The organism is Gloeothece verrucosa PCC 7822 (assembly GCF_000147335.1).
GTDB classification, from domain to species: Bacteria; Cyanobacteriota; Cyanobacteriia; order Cyanobacteriales; family Microcystaceae; genus Gloeothece; species Gloeothece verrucosa.
Genome location: NC_014501.1, coordinates 4,860,366 through 4,884,070 on the forward strand (window position 1 = coordinate 4,860,366; position 23,705 = coordinate 4,884,070).

15 protein-coding genes are annotated in these 23,705 nt (G+C 39.9%); 2 read left to right on the forward strand and 13 right to left on the reverse strand.

The features are described from left to right. Window positions 1–73: 73 nt before the first annotated feature. From CYAN7822_RS21650 to CYAN7822_RS21700, 11 genes are all read right to left on the reverse strand, one after another. Complete coding sequence (locus tag CYAN7822_RS21650) at window positions 74–1,654, reverse strand: glucose-6-phosphate isomerase (protein ID WP_013324389.1); 1,581 nt, start codon at window positions 1,652–1,654, stop codon at window positions 74–76. Window positions 1,655–1,736: 82 nt separating this feature from the next. Beyond that, window positions 1,737–2,732 (reverse strand): L-lactate dehydrogenase, encoded by a 996-nt coding sequence (locus CYAN7822_RS21655; protein ID WP_013324390.1) that lies wholly within the window; start codon window positions 2,730–2,732, stop codon window positions 1,737–1,739. A 137-nt stretch (window positions 2,733–2,869) separates the two neighbouring features. Then, the gene (locus tag CYAN7822_RS21660; RefSeq protein WP_013324391.1) at window positions 2,870–3,496 is read right to left on the reverse strand and encodes a nucleotide exchange factor GrpE; all 627 of its coding nucleotides are present in this window, start codon (window positions 3,494–3,496) and stop codon (window positions 2,870–2,872) included. Window positions 3,497–3,560: 64 nt separating this feature from the next. Further along, window positions 3,561–5,153 (reverse strand): dynamin family protein, encoded by a 1,593-nt coding sequence (locus CYAN7822_RS21665; protein WP_013324392.1) that lies wholly within the window; start codon window positions 5,151–5,153, stop codon window positions 3,561–3,563. Next, complete coding sequence (locus CYAN7822_RS21670) at window positions 5,146–7,173, reverse strand: dynamin family protein (protein ID WP_013324393.1); 2,028 nt, start codon at window positions 7,171–7,173, stop codon at window positions 5,146–5,148. Before CYAN7822_RS21670 ends, CYAN7822_RS21665 begins: the two co-directional genes overlap by 8 nt. Window positions 7,174–7,183: 10 nt before the next feature. Next, window positions 7,184–7,750, reverse strand: coding sequence for a hypothetical protein (locus CYAN7822_RS21675; RefSeq protein ID WP_013324394.1), 567 nt, complete (start codon window positions 7,748–7,750; stop codon window positions 7,184–7,186). A gap of 37 nt (window positions 7,751–7,787) precedes the next feature. Continuing rightward, complete coding sequence (locus tag CYAN7822_RS21680; protein ID WP_013324395.1) at window positions 7,788–8,927, reverse strand: C39 family peptidase; 1,140 nt, start codon at window positions 8,925–8,927, stop codon at window positions 7,788–7,790. Window positions 8,928–8,977: 50 nt separating this feature from the next. Further along, window positions 8,978–12,424, reverse strand: a complete 3,447-nt coding sequence (locus tag CYAN7822_RS21685; RefSeq protein WP_013324396.1) for a right-handed parallel beta-helix repeat-containing protein — start codon at window positions 12,422–12,424, stop codon at window positions 8,978–8,980. A gap of 970 nt (window positions 12,425–13,394) precedes the next feature. Next, on the reverse strand, window positions 13,395–13,757 hold the full coding sequence (locus tag CYAN7822_RS21690) for a hypothetical protein (RefSeq protein ID WP_013324397.1): 363 nt from the start codon (window positions 13,755–13,757) through the stop codon (window positions 13,395–13,397). 100 nt (window positions 13,758–13,857) lie between these two features. Beyond that, a complete protein-coding gene (locus CYAN7822_RS21695) occupies window positions 13,858–14,376 on the reverse strand; it encodes a DUF1269 domain-containing protein (protein ID WP_013324398.1) in 519 nt (172 codons plus the stop codon). A gap of 334 nt (window positions 14,377–14,710) precedes the next feature. Next, a complete protein-coding gene (locus CYAN7822_RS21700; RefSeq protein WP_013324399.1) occupies window positions 14,711–17,119 on the reverse strand; it encodes a phosphoketolase family protein in 2,409 nt (802 codons plus the stop codon). A 725-nt stretch (window positions 17,120–17,844) separates the two neighbouring features. Here CYAN7822_RS21700 and gap point away from each other — a divergent pair. Together gap and CYAN7822_RS21710 are read left to right on the forward strand one after the other, a co-directional pair. Continuing rightward, window positions 17,845–18,882 carry a type I glyceraldehyde-3-phosphate dehydrogenase gene (gene gap, locus CYAN7822_RS21705; protein WP_013324400.1) on the forward strand — a complete coding sequence of 346 codons (1,038 nt, stop codon included), beginning with the start codon at window positions 17,845–17,847 and terminating at the stop codon, window positions 18,880–18,882. Between the two features lie 162 nt (window positions 18,883–19,044). Beyond that, entirely contained in the window at window positions 19,045–20,739 is a 1,695-nt protein-coding gene (locus CYAN7822_RS21710; protein WP_013324401.1) for a tetratricopeptide repeat protein, read from the forward strand. A 679-nt stretch (window positions 20,740–21,418) separates the two neighbouring features. On the opposite strand, the gene purU is transcribed toward CYAN7822_RS21710, so the two are convergent. Both purU and CYAN7822_RS21720 read right to left on the reverse strand, forming a co-directional pair. After that, the gene (gene purU, locus CYAN7822_RS21715; RefSeq protein ID WP_013324402.1) at window positions 21,419–22,273 is read right to left on the reverse strand and encodes a formyltetrahydrofolate deformylase; all 855 of its coding nucleotides are present in this window, start codon (window positions 22,271–22,273) and stop codon (window positions 21,419–21,421) included. Window positions 22,274–22,394: 121 nt separating this feature from the next. Further along, window positions 22,395–23,609, reverse strand: a complete 1,215-nt coding sequence (locus CYAN7822_RS21720; RefSeq protein WP_013324403.1) for a DUF790 family protein — start codon at window positions 23,607–23,609, stop codon at window positions 22,395–22,397. Window positions 23,610–23,705 lie beyond the last annotated feature (96 nt).

Sequence of the window (23,705 nt, forward strand, 5' to 3'; positions counted from 1 at the left end):
ACTGCGCCATCGCATGGCGCAGCTTGAGTCGCCCGTGTAGCTGCACTTTTGAGGGTGTAAGCCTCATCTTAATTTAACCAAGAGACACTTTTAAACTTGCCGGTTTACCGAAATCCCCCGTCAAGACAACTCCTCGGTTATTAGCCGCCAGATGACGAACAATTTTATAAACCGCTTCCACGCTTTCGGGATGACCGGCTTTTTCGGCGAGAGTCGTTAAATCTAACCCTGTCCCTGCATCCTTCAACACATTCACCACCCCTTGCTGTAACTCCAAAATAGAAGCCGCCGCTTTTTTACCGGCTTCTACCCCAGGTTGGTGATAAGCATTGATATTAACCAAGAACCCATAATAAGTAACCGCCCGTTCATAAAGGGCAATTAACGCCCCAACGGTGCGAGGATTAACTTGGGGTATAGTAATGGTAATCGAATCCCGATTATTCTCATACAAAGCTTGTCGAGTGCCTTGAATAAAACCGGATAAATAATCACCAGAAGTGACCCCAGGTTCTAAATCAATGGAGGGCCCTTGACGGTCTTCTAATACCTCAATAAAGGTGACAAAGAAGTTGGGCACCCCGTCGCGTAACTGTTGAACGTAGGCGTGTTGGTCAGTAGAACCCTTATTTCCGTAAACCGCAATTCCTTGATGAACGATATTTCCATCGAGGTCTTTTTCTTTCCCCAAAGATTCCATCACTAGCTGCTGTAGATAGCGACTCAACAGGGACAAACTGTCTTTATAGGGAAGGACCACCATATCTTTTTCCCCTTTCCCATTGCCCACATAATACCAACTGAGGGCGAGTAAAGCCGAGGGATTGGTTTTGATATCCTGGACCCGGGTGGCCACGTCCATTTCTTTGGCCCCGGCTAACATGGCCTGAATATCAATCCCTTGTAACGCCGCCGGCAGCAACCCAACAGGAGATAATTCGGAAGTACGTCCGCCTACCCAGTCTTGCATCGCAAAACGCGCTAACCAATCATGGGCCACTTGGTCCATTTTACTGCCGGGCATGGTGACAGCAACGGCATATTTAGGAAAATCTAAGCCGCTTTGTTCATAGGCGTGTCTGACTTCTAACATCCCGTTACGGGTTTCAGGAGTGCCACCGGATTTAGAAGTCACGATCACCAGGGTACTCTTGAGGCGATCTTTGAGACGGGTTAAAAGACTATCGATCCCGGCTGGATCAGTGTTATCAATAAAATGAATCGCCATTGGCGGAAAATCACCCGCTAAGGCTTCCGAGACAAATTGCGGACCTAATGCAGATCCTCCAATTCCAATGGAGATCACATCGGTAAATTTATCGGCTGTAGGGGGTTTAATGGTCCCATCGAGGACTTTAGCGGCAAAAGCTTCAATAGCTTTTAAGGGTTCGGTAATCTCTTTTCTAACGTCATCATTAGGGGCGAGTTCCGGGGCGCGTAACCAGTAATGGCCTACCATCCGACCTTCATCAGGATTTGCGATCGCCCCCTTTTCCAACTCCTCGGTATCCTTAAAAGCTTTCTCAAACTTAGGTTTGATGGTTTCTAAAAATGGGTCATCGAAGCGGACTCTACTGACATCCACATAAAAACCTAAGCCTGGGTGATAATATAACCAATCTAAGTAACGTTGCCAGAGTGCCTGATAAACCATAGCATTTATATCCTGACATTCAAGTCGTGCTTTATGAAATCTAATTCACAAATGGTAGAGAAAAGTTCAGACTTCAGCATTTTTACAGGTTTAGACTGTCAAATACTTCTCGCAATAGTTTAGCGGAGTTTTGCAGTTTTTGTTTTTCGGTTTCATTGAGGGAGATGTTGACGGTTTTGAGGATTCCTCGGTCATTGACGACGGTGGGGATACTCAAACAGACATCTTTTATTCCATAATTATTGGTTAACAGGCTACTAACGGTTAAAATTCTTTCTTGTGAGCGTAAAATAGCTTTAACGATGTCGGTGGTGGCTAGTCCGATGGCGTATGAGGTATATCCTTTGAGTTTTATGATGTCATAAGCCGCGTTTTTGACTTGATGATAGATGGCTTCGAGTTCTTCCTGTTCATTTTTAGATAAATTTTCCCAGTTATCGGGAATGAGTTTTAAACCGGCTATATTGGCGGTACTCCAAACCGGCACTTCACTATCTCCATGTTCGCCAATGATATAAGCGTGAACGCTTCTTGCGTCTATGTCCATTTTTTGACCGAGTAAGGAACGAAAACGCGCTGTATCTAGTACGGTTCCGCTTCCGATCACTCTAGAACTGGGAAAACCGGTTATTTTTAAGGTGATATAGGTCAAAATATCAACCGGATTAGTGACTACCAGTAATATAGCGTTGGGGCAGTATTTCACCACGTCTTTGAGGATGTTTTCAAAGATAGCGACGTTTCGTTCCACTAGGTGTAAGCGGGTTTCGCCGGGTTTTTGAGCGGCTCCGGCGGTTATGATAACTATATCAGCATCTTGTCCTACGTCGGCTACGCTGCCGGCTTTGATATCGGTGGGTGCTAGAAAAGGCATTCCGTGCATTAAGTCCATCACTTCGCCTTCTACGCGATCTTTGGCCACATCTTGTAAGATTAATTCATCAAAGCAGTCTTGAATCAGCATTGAATAAGCGCAGGCCATCCCCACTTGTCCAGCACCGATGATAACGCCTTTGCGAGGACGTATCGGGGTGGGTTTTTCGGCTTCTGGGTTGGGGGTGAATAGGGTTTCTAACATGATTATTTATGAAGGTTTGTTCAATAGTCTTGATTGTCGGGTGGGTAGTATCTTACGTTACCTCTAGATAATATTTTTAATTTTTTTGTGCTGCCCACCTTTCTTTTAATTATGCCTGCTGACTATTGGTTTAGAGTTTATGAATTGGTAAAAGTATAGACAATTACTTCTTGAGGACGGATCAACTTGTCCTGAAACAGATATCCGGGTCTAACGGTATCGCAAATTAAATCTTTTTTTTCTGGGTCATTTGTTGTTTCAGTCGAGACTGCTTGTTGATGCTCGTAATTAAATTTTCCTACCTCTTCTAAACAAATTACTCCTTCATTTTCCAGAATTTGGGCCAATTCGTTATAGATAATTTCTAAAACTTTCGGATTTAACTTTTCTTGTTGATCTTCACTTTTTGAGCCTAAAACCCAATCTCTGAGTCTAATTAAAGCGTAAACCGTTTGGGAAGGTTGGGCTTCAACTTCCCGAACAATTTCTATCACAGGTGGTGATTCTTGTTGAGTAGGTGGGTCTTCTATGGGGGGTGTTTGAACAGGTTCAGGTTCAGGCGTAGGCGTTTTTTTTTGCTTAAGAAGTTCAGGATTTTCTTGAAAACGTTTTAAAAGTAACCCGACAGATTCTAAAACATCAATAATGTTTTTGTCGTCAGATTGAGCCGGGGGTAACCCGCTTAAATTTCTGACAAGCGCTTCTACTTGTAAAGCCAGTTCTTCAGCTTGTTTTTTTTCTTTGAACAAAGAAAAGGGAATCATAATCAAATCTCCAAAAAATAGGTTAAGATGTTACGCCTTTTTTTGGGTGTAACATTTGAGGGGACTAAATATATAGATTGTCTTTGGCTTTTTGAACTCGGTAGAGAATGCGTTCATAGGAACGAGCGAGAACTTTAGCCGCAGCAAGGGTAGCGCGATCACCTGCCATATAATCATTAGCTCTTTGTGTCCAATAGCGCATTCTTTCTTCAGCTACAAGGAGCATTTCAGTTACGGTTGCTTGTTCTCCTTGTTCCATTCCTAATCTTTCCCCACAAGAGTTGCCATTTTCTCCTGTTATTTGTAAAAGTTGTTTTTCCTCCTGTTCATCAAAATCGAGTTTTTTCTCGTAATAACTGCGAAGAACATTTAATTCTTGAAAAGCCTGTTCTTGTGCTTGTAAGGTATCAAATTGTCCGGCGATTTCCTCCAAAATTTGTAGCTGTGTTCCTTTTAAGCGCTGTCTTTCTTGAAAGTAGGCTGTAGTAATTTGTCCTAAAACTGTACCCAATTTAATCAAAAAAGCGCGATGACCGAAGTGAGATAAAATTAGATGACGCAATTCAGGAATGCCGGTTTTTTTCATTAATTCTTCCTGAAGTTGTTCTAGAGTATTCACTCCTGAGCTAATTAAATCATAAGCTAAAGAGATTCCATATAAACCTAGTTGGTTGATGATTTCTTCGCGATCTTTTTTAGAGATAGGTACTTCTTCAGAATTATAGTCACCTGTGAATTTTCCATAATAGCGGCTGATGCTTCTAAATTTTTTCTCAGGAAGCTGTTGCTTTAATTTGAGGAGAATATCCCAGTGTTTTGCGGTTAGGGTTTGCGCTCCTTCGGCCAATAGTCCACAAATCGGATAAATTGTATAAAATAGCCGATTTACCTGAGTGTTTTGCATCAACCGTTGAGAATTTTTCTCTCCCTCTGCCATCGGATCTGTAATATTAGGATCACTGGCGTACATATCAACTTTAGTCAGGGCACCGATGGCGTTGATCGGAGTAGCGTTATTGACTAAAGGCCCTTGAAATGCTTCTACTGTTTGAGCATCTTGCAAACCAATTGCCTGACTGAATAGATATAACACCGCATCAGCCTGAGCGGCTTGTTCTTGAGTGACTTGAGTTAATTCATCTCCACACAATTGCAGGAATTCTTGAGTATTTTTTGAGTCTTCCTCATAAAAAGATTTCAGCCCCGGGGTGTCGATAATGTTAAAAATTTTCAGCATTTCTTGGGGATAAAATACCTCAATATATTTAATGCTTAAAAAATATTGAGAGTTTTCCTTGGCTCTTAAGGTGAGGGCTGTTAATTCCTCAATAGATTTTGTCTCTGGAGGGCGCTGATATTGGTCTTTGAAGTGAACTTTTAAAGAAGGTTGATTACCATAGCGAAGCCAGTTTATATTAAAAGTTGCTTCAACGGAACCAGTGGCAACTACTTTATCCCCTAATAAGGCATTCATTAAGGTAGATTTACCCGCTTTAATTACCCCAACAATTGCAATTCTCATCGGTTGCTTTAAGCGGTCTTGGCACTGTTTTAGGAGGTGATGAAAATTTTCTAGGGCGGGATAATTAGCAGTGGAATTAATCGCCCTGGTTAATAATAGCTCAACTTCATTTTCTAGGGAAGTTATTTCATTCATCTGCCCAATCTCCTGAATCATAATTGGCGGAAGTGCTGACTTTTGCTGGTTCTTTAGATGGTTTTTCAGGAGTTTTTACTTTAGGTTGAGAAGGTGCTTGTATTGAAGGAATAGAAATAGGTTGCTCTACAATGGCCTGAGTAAGTTGTTCTATAGTGGTTTGAAGTTGCTTGAGTTGCTGCAAGGGAATTTGTAACTCTTTTGCTTGTTGAATGGCTTTGCTTTGAGAGAGTTTGCGGGATACTTGTAGTGAGCGTAAAGTTCTTTCCCATCCTTCTTTTTGCCGTTTAATCTGATTAGTAAATTCGTCGCGCATAGAGCGCTCTAAGCCTTTTACGGCTTTGTTCAAAGTCTGGTGACAAATTCGTTGACTATCCTCAATAAAAGGAGTGATTATTCTTGATACTTCTCGTTTAAGCCGATTTTGATCTTTTTCTTGAACTTGGGATATACCATCTTTAACTCCTGTGGCAGCACCGCCAATCGTCCCTAAACCAGCGCCAATTTGTGCCCCTGCTACCGCGCCGGGAAATGCGCCAACTCCTCCTACAAATAAACCAGCAATTCCACCGACAACTCCTCCTAAAATACCTCCAATAATCGAACCGGCTGTACTATTAAATAAAGCGCCGCGTGTAGCGCTCATTGATTTGTCTAGTAAACTGCTTTGTTGAACCTCTACTGTTTCCTGAGAAAGATGTGCTTTTTGTTGATCAAATAATTCTACTTCAAAATTCCTTAATTTTAGTCCTGATAGTGTTTCAATTTGACCATATAAATCAGCAGCTTGTTGATTTAAATCTTTACTGAGAGCGGACATTAAAACATCAATATCTGTTTCTACTAAACTAGCGATTTGTTTGGGATTTTTCATTAGCCTAGGATCATCTAGATATTTAGTGGTTTGGGAACGTATTTGAGAAAAGTTCTGTTGAAATTTTACTAGCAATTCTTGTTTAATATCTTCAAGACTATCTGTAAGGATATTACGCCATTCTGCCTTGCTATCAAGTAAATCTTGAAGTTGCTCTTGAGTATCTTTCATTTGTTGTTCTAGTTCATCTAATTCTTCTTTTGTTCGATTTTGATGAGCTTCCACTGCGACTTCAATAGGCGCTTTCATTTCGTTAACTGACTGTTCTAATTCATTTAAAGCGCGTAAGAGAAGGCCTTGTCCCCTTTGTTCACTAATGAATTGCCAGATTTTATTTTCTAGTTCAGAGAAGTTACTCAGTTCTAAATCTTCTTTTTCTTTAAATTTGAGATAATCTAATTTTGCTCGGCTAGAAATAGGGATAATACTAATTTGTTCTCGGGAACAATCCAAGACTTTAGTTAATTTTTCCAAATTATTTTCAACGATTTCTTGAAAATTATTAACCGCATCAATTTTCGTTACTACAAAAATTATATTTTGGCAATGAGGAAAAATTCTTTCTTTGAGAAATTGAAGTTCTTCTGTAGTTAAAGGCTTGAGAATATCTGTTACAAAAAGAATGGCATCCGCATTAGGAATGAAAGCGTAAGTAATAGCAGTATGTTCAGTATTCAGACTTCCTACCCCTGGCGTATCTACTAAGACTAAACCTTCTTTAAGCTGAGGATTAGGAGACTCAATGACTAGCATTTTGGCTTTTTTAGCGTTTCTGATATTTCGCTGTTCGGTAACGTAGTCGGGAATTTCATTTCGTGAAATTTGCTTGACGGTTTCGTTTCCTTGTTCACCTAAAATAATACTTATTTTTTCTTCTTTGCCATAAGTAATGGTTGAGACAAGATTAGTTGTAATATCAGTGTCAACGGGAAATAAATCTTTCTCGTTTAAAAAAGCATTGATTAGGCTGGATTTTCCTTGTTTAAATTCTCCACATACTACTACAAATAATTTGCCTTCTTTTAGATGCTGTTTAGCTTCGTCTAAGCTTTTCTGAGTCTGTGAATATCGGTGAAGATTAGCTACAGCACTGGCTTGATCAAATAGTTTCAAAATTTGCTGTTTTCGTTGTTGATAGTTATTCATTGTAAACTCCTTAAATGTTAAATTTATCAAAAAATTTCTGACCTAAAGCGCGGTAATATGGCACTAGAGAAGGTTCAATTAACAACCGTAATTGTTGACTAAATAGCTCACACCAGTCAGGAGAAAAAGAAGTCCCTTGAGCGAGATTGTCAAACATTTCATCATACATAGCGAATAATTCTCGCCGATGTTCTTTGTATTGTTCGATGGTTAGCGGTTGTATGGCAGGATGAGGAAATGTGCCGACTTCTTCTTCCCAATTCAATTCCGGAGCCGGGTTGCGAAAACGCAAATTAACATATTCCACAGGCACTTGATTAAACCAATTTAAGGTAATGGTGGCAAAGGGAGGAAAGATTTTAGTTTCTTTTTCTGGCGCTTGTGCAATGCCAAAAAAAGGCAGAATAATGTAAACTTTACCTTCTTTGCGTAGGGGTATCGGATAACCAATTCCTGCTTCTTGGGGGATAAGTTGGCAGAAAATTGGTGTTTTACGAATATCTTTGAGAATTTGTTCAGTTTTGCAGGTTATTGGCTCAGAATGTCTAGAAGCCTTATTAATAAGTTGAGTATTCATAATGAAACTTTGTCGATATTTTTATAGGTAAAATCGGTCATGGATGCTTGGCGGCTTCTTCAGCTTTTTGGCGGTATTCATCTGCCGCTTTTTGTCTCCAAGAAGCTTCAAAAAAATCCCCATGTTCTGCGTACCATTTAGCCATTTCTTGCTGTGAGTCTGCTTTTCCTTTGTAATAACTGGCATCTGCATAATTTCCCACCATTTGCTCTCCTACGGCAGTATGAGCATCTACTGTTGCAACAGCCGTGTGGCCTGTGGTAGAAACCATGTAATTACCGCTATCTTCCCAAGCATTGATAAATTGCTCCGCAGGAACTGCCATTCCTTGTCCATTGGGAGAACCTGGATCATTAAGTATGACCATCGGATGATCTGGGTTACTGTTGTCAATGCCTATAACTTGTATGGCGTGGTTAGTTCCCTGTCCTGGCATTCCCAAAGCGTTGGCGATTAGGTCGTCTGTATCAATCCGATCCGGATACCAGATTTCTTCTGCATCTACTGCTACTATGACTTTTTCTCCTTGAGCGAGTTTGTCATTTAAGTCTTTAAAAGTACAATTGTATTGTTTGGCAACGTCTATACCGTGAGCTTCTAGCAAATTTCCCATACTGTCTAGGGGGGTTCCGCCGCCAGGAAGATACCATCCGTTGTCTATGGCTTCCTGACGCAGTTCGTCTTCAGAAAAGTCCTGTCCGGTTAGTTCATCGAGGATGAATTCTTGTGAGGCGATGGCACAGGTGTCTTGATAGGTTTGTTGATGCCAGTGTTCCATGTCTGCGGCAGGATCGCCAATGGTATTACTAAAATCACTGGTTTCTAGAAAATGGGGATAACTATCCCCGTCTGTATCTTGAAAATAAGCGCTTTGATTAACCATCTCTTCGTTATCAAGATTTATTGACATCTCCCAAGTATCGGGGATTCCATCACCGTCGCTATCTAATCCTTCAATGATGTTAGTTTCGTCGGCAATACCATCGCCATCTAGGTCGGTTTGTAAGCTCCAGTGATCGGCTATTCCGTCGCCATTGGTATCAAAACCTTGAGCGGTGGTTTCGAATGTGCCATCGTTGTCAAGATCGAATAGTGTAGATTCTGGTTCTGAGTAAAAACCCTCGTCTAAACTTGAATCGAGATCGGGTAGATCGTCGGAAAAGTCCCTAAATGTCATAGTTTATTCCTCTTAATAAAAGTTATCTTGTAGATAAATTTAAAGGTTCACTAATTATTCCAAAAAGCTTTCCAATAACCCTCTTCTTGATTATCACTACGTTCAACTTTAGAACTGTCATCTATGTCCCATGATCCTCCTTTATTTTTGGTCAGGTCACAGGCTCTAATTGTTGCTTTACTATTGGCTTTTATCTCTACAGCCTGATGGTTATTTGAATGAATTTTGCAGTCTAAAATGGTTGCCTTACTTTTTTCAAGTTTTACTCCTCCTGTCTTATTTTCATAAATGTTACAGTTTTTGACTTGTCCCTGACCAGATTCGCAGAAATATATTCCATAGATTTGACACTTATGTATTTGACAGTTTTCCAGGACTGGTTCACTGTTATCTCTAATTATTACTCCTGACTGGGCATGACCATAAATATTACAATTTTTAATAGTTCCCTTGCCCTTGTCAAAGATATAAATTCCGAACTTTTGTCCCTCATAAATTTTGCAGTTTAAAATAGTCGGATTGCTGTTTTCTTCAATGGCTATTTCTGACTCTTTATTTTCATAAATGTTACAGTATTCGACTTTACCCTGACCAGATTCGCAGAAATATATTCCATGTCCCTGACACTTATGTATTTGACAGTTTTGCAGAACTGGCTTACTGTTATCTCTAATTAATACTCCTGCAATAGCATGACCATAAATATTACAATTTTTTAGAGTTCCCTTTCCCTTATCCCAGACACCAATGCCAAATTTGCCATCATAAATTTTGCAGTTTAAAATAGTCGGATTGCTGTTTTCTTCAATCAATATTTCCAACTCTTTATTTTTATAAATTTCACAGTTTTCTACTTGACCCTGACCTGACTCGCAGAAATATATTCCAGCTTCTTGACAGTTATGTATTTGACAGTTTTCCAGAACGGGTTCACTATTATCTCTAATAAATACTCCTGACTGGGCATGACCATAAATATTACAATTTTTTAGAGTTCCCTTGCCATTGTCACAAATAAAAATACCATGACTTTTGCTATCATGAATTTTGCAGTTAAAAATAGTCGGATTGCTGTGTTCTTTAATGGCTATTTCTGACTCTTTATTTTCATAAATGTTACAGTCTTCGACTTTGCCCTGACCTAAATTATAGAAAACTATTCCATAGTTTTGACACTTATGTATTTGACAGTTTTGCAGAACTGGTTGACTGTTATCTCTAATTAATACTCCTGAATTAGCATGACCATAAATATTGCAATTTTTAATAGTTCCTTTTCCCTTGTCAAAGATATAAATTCCGTAATTTTGTCCATCATAAATTTTGCAGTTTAAAAGAGTAGGATTGCTGTTTTCTTCAATGGCTATTTCTGACTCTTTATTTTCATAAATGTTACAGTCTTCGACTTTACCCTGACCAGACTCGTAGAAATATATTCCATAGGTTTGACACTTATGTATTTGACATTTTTCCAGGACGGTATAACTGCTATCTGCACTTACTACTCCTGATTTTTCATGACCATAAATATTACAATTATAAATAAATCCTTGACTATTTTCCACAAAAGCAAGACCAAAGGATTTACTGTCATAAATTTGACAATCATTAACGTTTACCTTACTCTGGGTAAGAACATTAATATTAATCCCCTCATTATTAAATATTTTACAGCCTTCAATCTGTGCTTCACTGTTGCTTAAAAGACAAATACCATCATCTTTTCCGTCGTAAATTTGACAGGAAGCAACATAAACATCTTTACTACCTGAGATATAAATTCCTTCTTTTATATTAGAATAAATTACCGTCTTTTCTATTTTATTTTTTCCTTCGTTAAGAAGGCAAATTCCTTTAGATCCGTTTTCATATACTCGACAATTAGAAACTTCTAAACCACCATCAGATCTAATTTCTATTCCTGACAACTTATTGCCAAAAATATTACAATTTAATACTTTGGCTTCCCCATGATCATAGATAAAAATTCCGGCGGATTTTCCCTGATGAATTCGGCAGTTACGAAGAGTGGCGTTAGCGCTTAAATTATGAATGCCAACACAGGCCAAAGAATCAGAAGTAATATTACAATTTTCTAAAATCAAATGTCCTTCAGCCACATCTACGCCAAAATATTTATATTCGTTTATTCCCGCACGACCGCGCAAAGTCAAACCCCGAACTACAGCGCTATCAGTTGCCATCAAAATACAATCGGAGTCAGCACTTTCAATTACAATATCTTCTAGTTTTCCCTCCCCAACAAGCTCTACTGACTTATTCAATACAAGACCTTCTCGATAAATTCCAGGCTCAATTTTAATGCGTTGACCGGGTTTAGCTTCTTCGAGCGCTTGTCCGATAGTAGAATATTTAGCCCAACCACCTTGGGCAGAAACCACAAAATATTTTCTCCTTTCTTGCTGTTCTTCCCCATAAATAGCCGCTCCCAAACTAACAGCTAATTCTGGCTCATCTATCATCAATATAGGTCGCCCTAATTTTTGGGTAATTGCTTCCTTAATATAAGGAATACGACAACTTCCTCCCACTAACAAAATTTTATTAACTTGCTGCCAATTAATTCCAGCCTTTTTTACCAATAGGTCACAAGATTCTATTGTTTCTTCTACGAGTGGCGCAATCATTCTATTAAAATCTGAACGAGTCAAACTATAGGACTCCAAGGTGAGGGGCATGATGATTTCTCCCTCTTTTGTTTCGCTTAAAAGGTGTTTTAAATCTCGACAATAATCTCCAACAATAGCACGTGCCAATAAAGCTTCTTTAGTTCTATTATGAGAGTCTAAGCGCTCTTTTAATTGATCACTACATTTAGCTAATATATCTTTATAAATTTTTCTGTCAAAGTCTATTCCTCCACAATCCGATAATCCTACGGGAGCCGCCAGAACTTGATAAGTGCCAGCTTTTTTTTGTAGTAAGGTAGCATCAAATGTTCCGGCTCCTAAGTCATATACCAAAAAAATTTCTCCTTCTTGTAGTTGATACTGTTGTGTAAAATGAATCGCTGCCGCCACCGGTTCCTCAAGAAGCTGTACCTGGTTAAATCCGGCCAATTTTCCTACTTGTTCCATCAACTGACGTTTATTACTTTTGTAAGTGGCAGGAACCGTTATAATTGCATCAGTAAAGCGGCTTTTTCCCTGTCCTTCCATCATTTTATCCGCTTCGCTTTTTAGCTTACGAATCACTGCGGTTACTAATTCTTCAGGCAAAAATCTATGATTTCCTAAAAAATAAGGGCAATTGCTGCCTAAATCCCTTTTAAATTTGGATTTATAGCACTCAGGCTCCGAATTACGTTTCCGCTCTGCTGCCTGACCTACTAAAATTTCTCCTTGTTTTTCTACAAATATACTTGAGGGAAAAGAATAGCTGTGTTGTGAAGGTTCTTTTACAGATTTAAGAGTCCTATCAACCATTACAGCCGCACTAGAATAACAAGTTCCGAAATCAATACCTAACTGTAGCATTATTTCCTCTTTTTGACTGTTTGTTACTATTTATCTGTTTTGTGTATTGCTTAAAAATTATCTGTGATGCTTTAGAAAATTTAGATCACACTGGGGTCGGGAACGAGTTCCCGACTGTTAGAAAATATCGGCAATTTAGTGGGTTAGGGATTTAGGATAAGTTTTTTGATTTAATTGTTTTGAGCTTTTAGCTATTTGCCGTTTTAAGATTAACTGTGGCTTTTAATTTTTAGCTTATTCAATGAAACTTTCATGACTTTAAATCACGCTACTCAGGAGAATATAACTACTTAGCTAACTCTTCTGTGTCTTAGACCTATCAGTTTTAGCTATGCAGTTATTGAATTTCGTTCATACTTAAATAAGTATTTATACCTCAAGTTTAAATGATTGCTTGATTAAGTAGCAGCGTTAATTACAATTTTTAATATTTTTACCAAAAAAGCAAAATTTAGACTATTTAGCGGGATTTAGAAAAACAACTTGGAAAAAAAAGGCTGAAAGCTTTTTCTACTATAGGTTTAACCTCGAAAACAGTTAAAGGTTTGATAGATATAGGTTTAAGAGGCTAAATTAGCCTAAACTTTTATTAGCAGGTTCAAAGCAAAAAAGCCTCAGTAAATCTACTAAGGTTCTGAAAACTTACTCATCTTTCAGGCAACTTTTTGTAACAAAAGTACATCAACTTTATTCGCGATCATAAGCCAATAAAATAGGACAAGAAACTAAAGGAATAATTTCTTTTATAGCGCTACGCGCTAGGGAACAGGCAACAGGCAACAGGCAACAGTTGATTATGACAAGGTTTTATCTTCTCGCCATGTCCTAACTTTAATGCGTAGTGCTATAGCGCATCTTCGATAAACAATCTAGCCAATCCGGTTTTAGGATGAACGCCTAAAACTAATACATATGCTCTATAATTTTTCCTAGAGGAATTTTAAATTTTTTCTGATTTTACCTCGGTTGGCTAAGGCTGAGTCTCGGGTGTATTAGAATCTTGGTGATTAGAAGGTAAGGTCTCTTGTTGTGGTGAGTTTTCTGGTTTTTTCGGGTTCGGGTTTTGTTGTGTTTGGATCTCTAATGTTTGTTGTTTGGGGTCTTTTTGTTCTAGCTGTTGTTGTTGTTGATTTTGCAAACGTTGAATTTCTCGTTCAATCTGTTGATTTCCCCGATCAAAAAATTGCTCTGTTCCTTGACCCCGAATCTGAGCTAAACTTTTGCTAGACTGTCCAGTCACGGTGACTACAGACAAAACAATTACGGTTGTGCTTAGAAAAAGACGGGCGATCTTTTCCATAGTATTATCCAAAGACGAAAAAAATAGAACCATACAACGGTCTACTTCTATTGTAGTGGGTTCATTGAATCGCGAGTTGGGTGGGTTAAAATGCTTTAACCTAGGTCATCAGGCCCACCCTAAAAAATGTAATCTAAACGGCGGCGGCGAGTTCGTCGGTTTTTATTTCTCGCTTAGAAAGCACTTCTTGAAGTTCATGTTCTTGGTCCTTGCTTAAAGAAGTCCGCAAAACTTTACCGCCATAGGGAGCAACTTCTTCTAGCACTTTGTCGGGTGTAAATCTTCTGACTAAGACAAATAGCGCAGAAGAACTCGGTTGTAGGGTTTCTCCTAATTCCCGCATAAAATCATCGTCAACCCCAATATCCTGTAATGCACCTGCTAGGGCACCACTAGCCGCACCAACCGCCGCACCGACTAAAGGCGCAAAAAATAATACTCCGATCAATAGTCCCCAAAAACTGCCACTAACCGCACCGGCAGCCGGTAAACTAACAGCCTGTTTGAGTTTTACTTTACCATCTTTGTCTTTAACAACAACGGCTGCGTCTTCTAATTCAATGAGATGTTCTCTCTGAAGTTTTGCCAAAGTTAGGCGCACTTCTTCGGCTTTGAATTCATCGTCGTAGGCGATCGCAATTAAATGACTCATTTTTATCCTCAATAATGTCTTACTAATGGTTAATTGTGGCGGGCGGATTAGTGATCAGCATCAGTCATTAGTCGTGAATGATCAGTCATTAGTTATTAGTCATCAGTCATTAGTTATTAGTCATTAGTTATTAGTCATTAGTCATTAGTTATTAGTCATTAGTCATCAGTCATTAGTTATTAGTTGTCATGTAGAGGCACTAAGAAAGAGCTTACATTAGTTATTTAATCATGATTGACTGTTAACGACCAATTAATGACTATTGACTAACGACTATTGACTATTGACTATTGACTATTGACTAACGACTATTGACTAATGACTATTGACTAATTTAATAAGGCCACTTCCAATCCAAAATTTCCGCTTTATCCATGCCGTGAGTGCGGGCATAGTGTAAGTTATCGATGATCTCGTTTTTCATGCGCTCTTTGACATAAGCCGCCGCCGAACCGAGTTTAGGAACGCGATCGATCACATCGATCACCAAGCTAAAGCGGTCTATTTCGTTATTAATGGCCAATTCTAGGGGGGTGTTAATATTGCCTTTTTCTTTGTAACCTCGCACATGGATGCGTTCTTGGTTACTGCGGCGATAGGTTAATTTGTGGATTAACCAGGGATAACCGTGAAAGTTGAAAATGATCGGTTTATCTTGGGTAAATAAACCATCAAAATCTCGCTCAGATAACCCGTGAGGATGTTCGCTTTCTGATTGTAATTTGAATAGATCAACGACGTTGATAAAACGGACTTTTAGGTCAGGGAATTCTGCGCGTAAAATGGCAGTAGCGGCTAAAGATTCCATCGTGGGAATATCACCACAGCAAGCCATAATTACATCGGGATTATCCGGTTCTTTATCACGATCATCATTACTGGCCCATTCCCAAATGCCTATGCCTTTGGTGCAGTGTTTAATGGCTTCATCCATGCTCAGATATTGCAGGTGTTTCTGCTTGTCAGAGACGATGACATTGACATAATTGGTACTGCGTAGGCAGTGATCGGCCACAGATAACAGACAATTAGCATCAGGGGGCAAATATACCCGCACTACTTCTGCACTTTTATTGGTCACTAGATCGATAAAACCGGGGTCTTGATGGCTGAACCCGTTATGGTCTTGCCGCCAAACCACCGAAGATAGGAGAATATTTAAAGAAGAAATGGGCACTCGCCAACTTACTTCATGTTTACAGATATCTAACCATTTAGCGTGTTGGTTAAACATGGAGTCGATGACGTGAGCAAAGGCTTCATAAGTATGAAATAACCCATGACGACCTGTCAGAAGATAGCCTTCTAACCATCCTTCTAAGGTATGCTCACTGAGCATTTCCATGACTCGACCATCAGGTGATAATAAACTGCCGCCCTCATCTTCGGCTAAGTAGTTGGCTAACCAAGCTTTTTGGGTTACTTCATAGACGGCTTGAAGACGGTTAGAGGCTGTTTCATCAGGACCAAAAAGACGGAAAGAGGTAGGGTTATTTTTGATTACATCCCGCAAAAATTCACCCAGTAAGCCGGTATTAGCCACTTCCTCTTTACCGGCTGCTGAGACACTCACCGCATAATCGCGAAAATCCGGTAATTTTAAATCTTTTCGCAGAATTCCCCCGTTAGCATGGGGGTTAGCACTCATCCGCCGTATGCCTTTGGGTGCGAGTTCTTTGAGTTCAGGAATGAGTTTACCCGTCTCGTCAAAGAGTTCCTCGGGTTTATAAGTTCTCATCCAGTCTTCTAGCATTTTTAAATGGTCAGGGTTATTTTGCATTTCTCCCATCGGGACTTGATGCGCCCGCCAAAACCCTTCTACTTTTTTGCCGTCGACTTCTTTGGGTCCTGTCCATCCTTTGGGAGTACGCAAGATAATCATCGGCCAGCGAGGACGTTTTGCCACGCCGCTACTGCGGGCTTCTTCTTGGATGCTGCGAATTTGGGTAATACACTGTTCTACGGTAGCTGCCATCTTTTGGTGCATGATGTGAGGGTCATCTCCTTCTACTACATAAGGAGTGTAACCATAGCCAATAAAGAGGCTTTCGAGTTCTTCTGGACTAATGCGGGCGAGAATGGTGGGGTTAGCAATTTTGTAGCCGTTTAGGTGCAATATCGGTAATACAGCCCCGTCTCGAATGGGGTTGAGGTATTTATTGGAGTGCCAAGCCGTCGCTAAAGGTCCGGTTTCGGCTTCTCCGTCACCCACCACCACTGATACAATTAAATTCGGGTTATCGTAGGCAGCACCGTAGGCGTGAGAAACACTATAACCTAATTCCCCGCCTTCATGAATTGAGCCGGGGGTTTCAGGGGTGCAGTGACTTCCAATGTGGCCCGGAAAAGAGAACTGTTTGAAGAATTTTTGCAACCCTTCTTCGTCTTCGCTTTTATCGGGGTAAATTTCTGAATAGGTTCCCTCTAAGTACACTGGGCCGAGTACCCCGGGTGCGCCATGTCCGGGTCCGGCTAAGAAGATCATATCTAGGTCATATTTTTTAATTAGGCGGTTAAGATGAACGTAGGTAAAGCTTAAGCCGGGTGAGGTTCCCCAGTGTCCCAACAGACGAGCTTTAATATCTTCTGGTTGCAGGGGTCTTTTGAGCAAGGGGTTGTCTTTAAGATAAATCATACCAACGGCTAAATAATTGCAGGCACGCCAGTAAGCATCTATTTTCCGCAGTTCTTCAGCAGATAAGGGCTGCTGTTCTAAAATGGGTTTCTCTGGTGCTGCTACCATTAATGTTTTCTCCCTTGTCCTGTTTGTTATTGGTTAAGTTCTGACAATAAGATTTTTACAGGATTTGTCATTTATTTAGGTTATGTTAGGGTTAAAAGCCATCTGCTCATTTTTCAAATTAATAATCTTAAACTAACCCCATTATGTTAAACAATCATTAAGCTTTAGTTTAGCCGATGACTATCAATCTTACCACTTAACTTTAAATTTTTCTTAAAATTAATTCTTCTGTCTTAAGCTTGATCTATTATCAGAGTTTATTGATGTCAAGTCTGATCGGCTTCTTAAGGTTTTATTTATTTTTTCCTGGCCCGAGTCAGGCATATAGGAAAATAGCCTTCAAGAAAGTTTATGAACCCTAGAGAAATGGGGTACAATGAAAAATCTATCGGTCTTGTATGTCTTGAGGAAGAGGCGGCTAGAAGGCTTTTATTGTAAATTTTTGAATCTTTTCCGATTTGGTTGTACCAGGAGATATTTATAATTGGGGATGATAACCCGAGGTAAATACTGACTATAGAATTAAACCGTGACAATCTCAAGTTATTATGTCTTGGAAGCTCTGACAAATGATTAATCTTGTTCACCAAAAAAATTACTATAGTAAAAATAGCGGCTTGTTCTTTTTTCCCCTGTAGCCAAGAAAAAAAGAAATTGAAGCTAAAAAACTTACAGTTTCTTGTTTGACAATTTCAGATCGATTAACCGAAATAGGAGTTTTTCAGATGGCAAAAGTTAAAGTCGGCATCAATGGATTTGGTCGAATTGGCAGACTGGTATTTCGAGCCGGCATCGACCATCCTGAGATAGAATTTGTTGGGATCAATGATTTAGTTCCCCCCGAAAATATCGCCTATTTATTGAAATATGACTCGACTCATGGTCGTTTCCGGGGCACAGTAGAAGCCACAGAAGAGGGGATCGTCGTCAATGGTAAGTTGATTCGCTGTTTCTCGATTAAAAATCCTGAAGAACTGCCTTGGAAAGACCTTGGCGTTCAGTATGTGGTTGAGTCAACAGGATTATTTACCAATTATGATGGGGCTTACAAACACATCAGCGCCGGAGCCAAACGAGTCATTATCTCTGCACCGACTAAAGACCCCGATAAAGTGAAGACTTTTGTGGTGGGTGTGAATCATCATGAATTTGATCCCGCTAAAGATCAAATTGTTTCTAATGCAAGCTGTACCACGAACTGTCTGGCCCCAGTGGCTAAAGTGATTAATGATAATTTTGGATTAGCAGAAGGGTTAATGACCACAGTCCACGCCATGACAGCGACTCAACCTACTGTGGATGGACCTTCTAAAAAAGATATGCGCGGTGGACGGGGAGCCGCCCAAAATATTATTCCTGCTTCTACAGGAGCGGCTAAAGCGGTTACACTGGTGATCCCCACGTTAAAAGGGAAATTAACGGGTATGGCTTTACGAGTGCCCACGCCTGATGTGTCTGTGGTGGACTTAACCTTTAAGACTGAGAAAGCCACCAGCTACAAAGAAATCTGTGCCGTGATGAAAGCGGCATCTGAAGGCGCGTTAAAAGGCGTTTTAGCCTATACCGATGAGGATGTAGTGTCTACCGATTTCACCACAGATCCCCATTCCAGTATTTTTGATGCAGGAGCCGGCATAGAACTTAATTCTAATTTCTTTAAGGTGGTCGCTTGGTATGACAACGAATGGGGTTATTCTTGCCGTATGCTAGACTTAATTCTGGCGATGGAAGCTAAAGAAGCGGAAAGCATGGCAACGGTATAACGATCAAATTTAAGATATATACAGATGAAAGATGAGTAGAGACGGTGCCTGTAACCTCTCTACTCTCTTGGCTTGGGTGTGCTAGAAATTCTGTTGTCTTGTAAAGTATCTATCATAAACTGTAATCAGTTTTCTCAGATAAAGACTAAAAAAAATCAATATATGTCCCGTAAATTTTCAATCTTAGCTTTTTTAATCACTCTAGGATTAACATTATATTTTTCCTCACCCCATCATTCTTTGATAGCCAGCGTTAATGCCAGTGGGGAACCAGTTCCTCAAGCGAGTACCCCTGAATCTCTCTCGAATACGGCTCCTCTGTTCGACAATCTTGGTAATTATCATCATCCCATTTCCACTCAATCATCCCTGGCAGGGCGATATTTTGATCAAGGGTTAATTTTAGCTTATGGATTTAATCATGCCGAGGCAGGCCGTTCTTTTAAACAAGCGGCAAAACTTGACCCTAATTGTGCTATGTGTTACTGGGGAATAGCGTTTGTACTCGGACCTAATATTAACGCGCCGATGACAGATGAAGTCAACCAAGAAGCTTGGGATGCTCTTAATAGGGCGATCGCCTTGAGTCAGCAGGCCACAGCCAAAGAACAGGCCTACATTCAGGCCTTGGCAAAACGCTACTCTCATCAACCCCTTCAAGATAGATCGATGCTAGATTTAGCCTACGCCAACGCCATGAGAGAAGTCGCCCAACAATATCCTGATGATCCGGATGCGGCCACTCTATTCGCCGAAGCCCTCATGGATACCATGCCTTGGAATTATTGGCAGGAAAACGGATCGCCTAAGCCTGAAACCGTCGAAATATTGACCACTCTCGAATCAGTATTAGAAAAACATCCCAATCATGCGGGAGCTAATCATCTTTATATTCACGCCGTAGAAAAAGAACGGCCTCAACAAGCAAGTTCAGCCGCCGATCGCCTTCAAAATTTAGTCCCTGCCTCTGGACATCTGGTTCATATGCCTTCCCACATTTACATCCGAGTTGGACGCTATCATGATGCAGTGGTTGCCAATCAAAAAGCCATTGAAGCTGATCAAAATTATTTAAAACATCCTCTGCTAAACAGTATTTATACCGCCGCCTATATGCCGCATAACCATCATTTTCTCTGGTTTGCTGCCTTAATGAACGGACAAAGTGAAATTGCGCTCAATGCAGCCCGTCAAACAGCGATGGTAGAGCCAAAACTGATGCGAGACCCTAATTATGCTGGTGCTTTGCAACATTTCTCAGTTATTCCCCTATACACCCTAATTCGCTTCAGCAAATGGTCGGAAATTTTGGCAACTCCTGCCCCAGATCAAGACCTCAAATATCCTACAGGGGTTTGGCACTATGCCAAGGGAATGAGTTTAGCCGCCACAGGGAATTTAAGTGAAGCCAAGCAAGAACTCCAACAGTTAGAGGCACTTGCTAACGACCCTTCTCTAAAAAACCTGAAAATTTGGGGCTTTAATTTTGCTGGGGAAATTCTCAAACTAGCTACTAATGTTTTGGCTGGAGAAATTGCCGCCAATGAGGGTAATTATGATCAGGCCATCGCTTATTTAAAAACCGCCGTTAATATAGAAGATAACTTAATCTATACTGAACCTCCAGACTGGTATAGTCCTACCCACTATTTACTGGGTATGATCGAACTTAAGGCTAACCGTCTCAGTGAAGCTGAACAAGCGTTTCGCACTGATTTAAAAATTTATCCAGAAAATGGCTGGTCATTATATGGATTAATTCAAAGTTTACAGGCACAGGGAAAAGTCCAAGCAGCAAAAACCCTACAAAAACGCTTTGAGGAAGCTTGGAAATATGCAGATTTTTCCTTAAGCTGAGTTCGACAGCGCAAAAAGGGAAAAAGGTCCGTAGGTTTTTAAAAAAACTTCGGGCATCCCCGAAGTGAATTAGACATGGAATGCTTGTTGCTTATAGGTTTTGAACCATTTTCGATATCCCTTGCTTCGGAGACTAGATTTTTAATATACTTTAATTGAATGAGTCTGTTTTTTATAAAAGTGATCTGGAAACCTAATGCTGTATAAATTGATAGGCAGGCAGATCTTTTGTTAACTAGAGTCTAAAAATCGGGACTCCAGTCCATAAATCAACGTTTTTACCGGCTTTTGAAGATGACTTACCCGAAGTTTTTGGTGTAGAGGTAGCTAGGTTAAACCAGTTTAATAATTGGATTAATAGTTAACAGGGATAAAGAAATCGAGGAAAAATCTAACCAAAGGCAAATTCTTGCCGTAAATAGATTTTAACTTTTAAGGCTATCCTACTTGGGGGTTGCTATATGTGATTTCTGTAGCCGGAAATGAATGGCTTTTAATTGAAAAAGTTGGGAAAAACTGATGGTTTATGATCAGTAAAAAGATCTGTTAAAGCCTTAATCAATTTAATTTTTTTTATTAAATGAATTTTTAGATGTTAAAGCCGTCATTAACATCTAATTTTTTTTATCAATTTAATTGAGGACAATAGGAGAATCTGCTCGAGAAATTTTTCTAAAAATCAAGCAAAAACCACCGTCTTATTGCTATACACCAAAATCCGATTTTGTAAATGTAACCTAACCGCCCTGGCTAAGACCACTCTTTCTAAATCTTTTCCCTTTCTAATCAAATCGGCAACCGTATCTCGATGACTGATCCTTTCAACATCCTGTTCAATAATCGGCCCCTCATCTAAATCGGCGGTTGCATAATGAGCCGTTGCCCCAATAATTTTTACGCCTCTTTCGTAAGCTCTTTGATAAGGATTAGCCCCCGCAAAAGCCGGCAAAAAAGAATGATGAATATTAATTATATTAGGAAATTTTTGCACAAAATCAGCGCTCAAAATTTGCATATACTTAGCCAAAACCACCAGATCAATTCCATACTCTCTCAGCAACGCTAACTGTTTAGCTTCCTGTTCTAACTTAGTCTCTTTAGTAATGGGAATATGATGAAAATCAATGCCAAACTGTTCAGCAATCGATTTCAGTTGACTATGATTACTAATAATTAAAGGAATGGATGCTGGAAGTTCCCCGGCTTGTTGCCGCCACAATAAATCTAATAAACAATGATCCTGCTTAGTCACCCAGATGGCAATACGGGGAATAACCTCAGAAAAATGAAGCCGCCAACGAGCATCTAATGGCTTGGCAATAGCGGCAAAAGCCGGATTAATCATTTCTGGAGGCAGATTAAACCCTTCTAACTGCCACTCAATGCGCGTTAAAAACAAACCCGCCGAGAAATCGGTATGGTGATCCGCGTGGATAATATTACCGCCATTAGCGTAGATAAAATTAGCAAATTTTGCTACTAAACCCTTTTGATCGGGACAGGATATTAGTAGAGTTGCAGTTGATCCGTTCATAGGCCCTTATCTTTTCTCACCTACAATTTTAATGAGAGTTTTCCCGAGACTAAACAGCAAAAACCTTAAAATTTCCTTGAATATCTAAGGTTAGATCTCCCCTCCCCGGGCCGAACATCATTTAATCTAAAACATTCAACACCGCTTGAGGAGACAACTTATCCTTAAACCAGATAATTCGCGCCGGCACATCCTTAAATTTAACGCCTGCTTTTTCCAAATTGAGCCGCTCAGAAACCGCTAAAATCAAATTATCCGCATCAGCGCGGCAGACTTGATAAAACTTCTTTTGTAAATATTCTGGCCGCCAATAGCCGACAATTTCTAGCAAAAAATCGCGTCCATCTGGATGAACTAAACGAAAATCCGGAATCATCACACTCCCTGGTAAAGGCACTAAATGCACTTCCCTTTCCAAGCGCCAAGGTGTATTTAACTTATTCCAGCGTTTAGCAAAAGACTCCTCTAACATACTGTCATAAGTCTTGCCTTTGGGATAATGAGTCACTAACCCACAACCATCATCGAGACTAAAACGCTTGGTTTTTTCGCCACCGGTATAAGGATCTTTATATTCTAATTTGGCTTGAAGACTCCACTTACTGACGTGCAACAACGCCGGGATCATTTTTGCCATCGCTAACCCATAACGGGTACTCGCTTTAAATAAACTGGCCGGACCATCTATGGTAATGGTAAATCCCGTATCCGCATCCCCTTCAATATAAGCCATCAATTGAAACAATTTGAGATAGCGAAATAATAGTTTATACTCACCCGGATCATTACGATGAGCATTAATAATAATATGACTTGCTCGGTAAAAAATCCCTTGAACTTGAGAAAGGTTATAGCGATGAATCAACTCTTCTGGGCTTGGCGGCTCAAACTGGGTTAGGATACGATTATCTAAAAGATCGGCATAAAGTCCTTTTTCAATTTCTGAAGGTAACACTTCCCGTTTTAGTTCGTTACTCAGATTACAAGCTAATCCTTCTAAAGTATGATTTCGATTTTTGGGAATGGGCACTGTAGTACAGGCGTGAGAAAATACCCGTTGACGTAACAGTTGAGGATCTATGGGACTAATGATCTCAAAAGTCGAAAAACTGTTTTTCAATAAATGGGCAATTCCCCGTTTTACTCGGTAATCTGGGCTATCTCCTTCTAATTCTTGCAACTTTTGCTCAAGTTCTCCTTGTGTCTTTCCCTTAGACGCTTGAAAACAGTTAATTTGATCTATGGCTAGAGCCAAAGAACTGTCATTGATGGGTAAACGTTTAGGGACTAGGGTTTCTCCGTTTTGTCGGTAAATGAGTAAATCTGAAGGAAGCATAAAGGTGAAAATTTTCAAATGTTGAATTAAGAATTATGAATGATCAAATTAGTAAACATACTTAATGACTGACTCTCTAACACGGCTACAAAACTC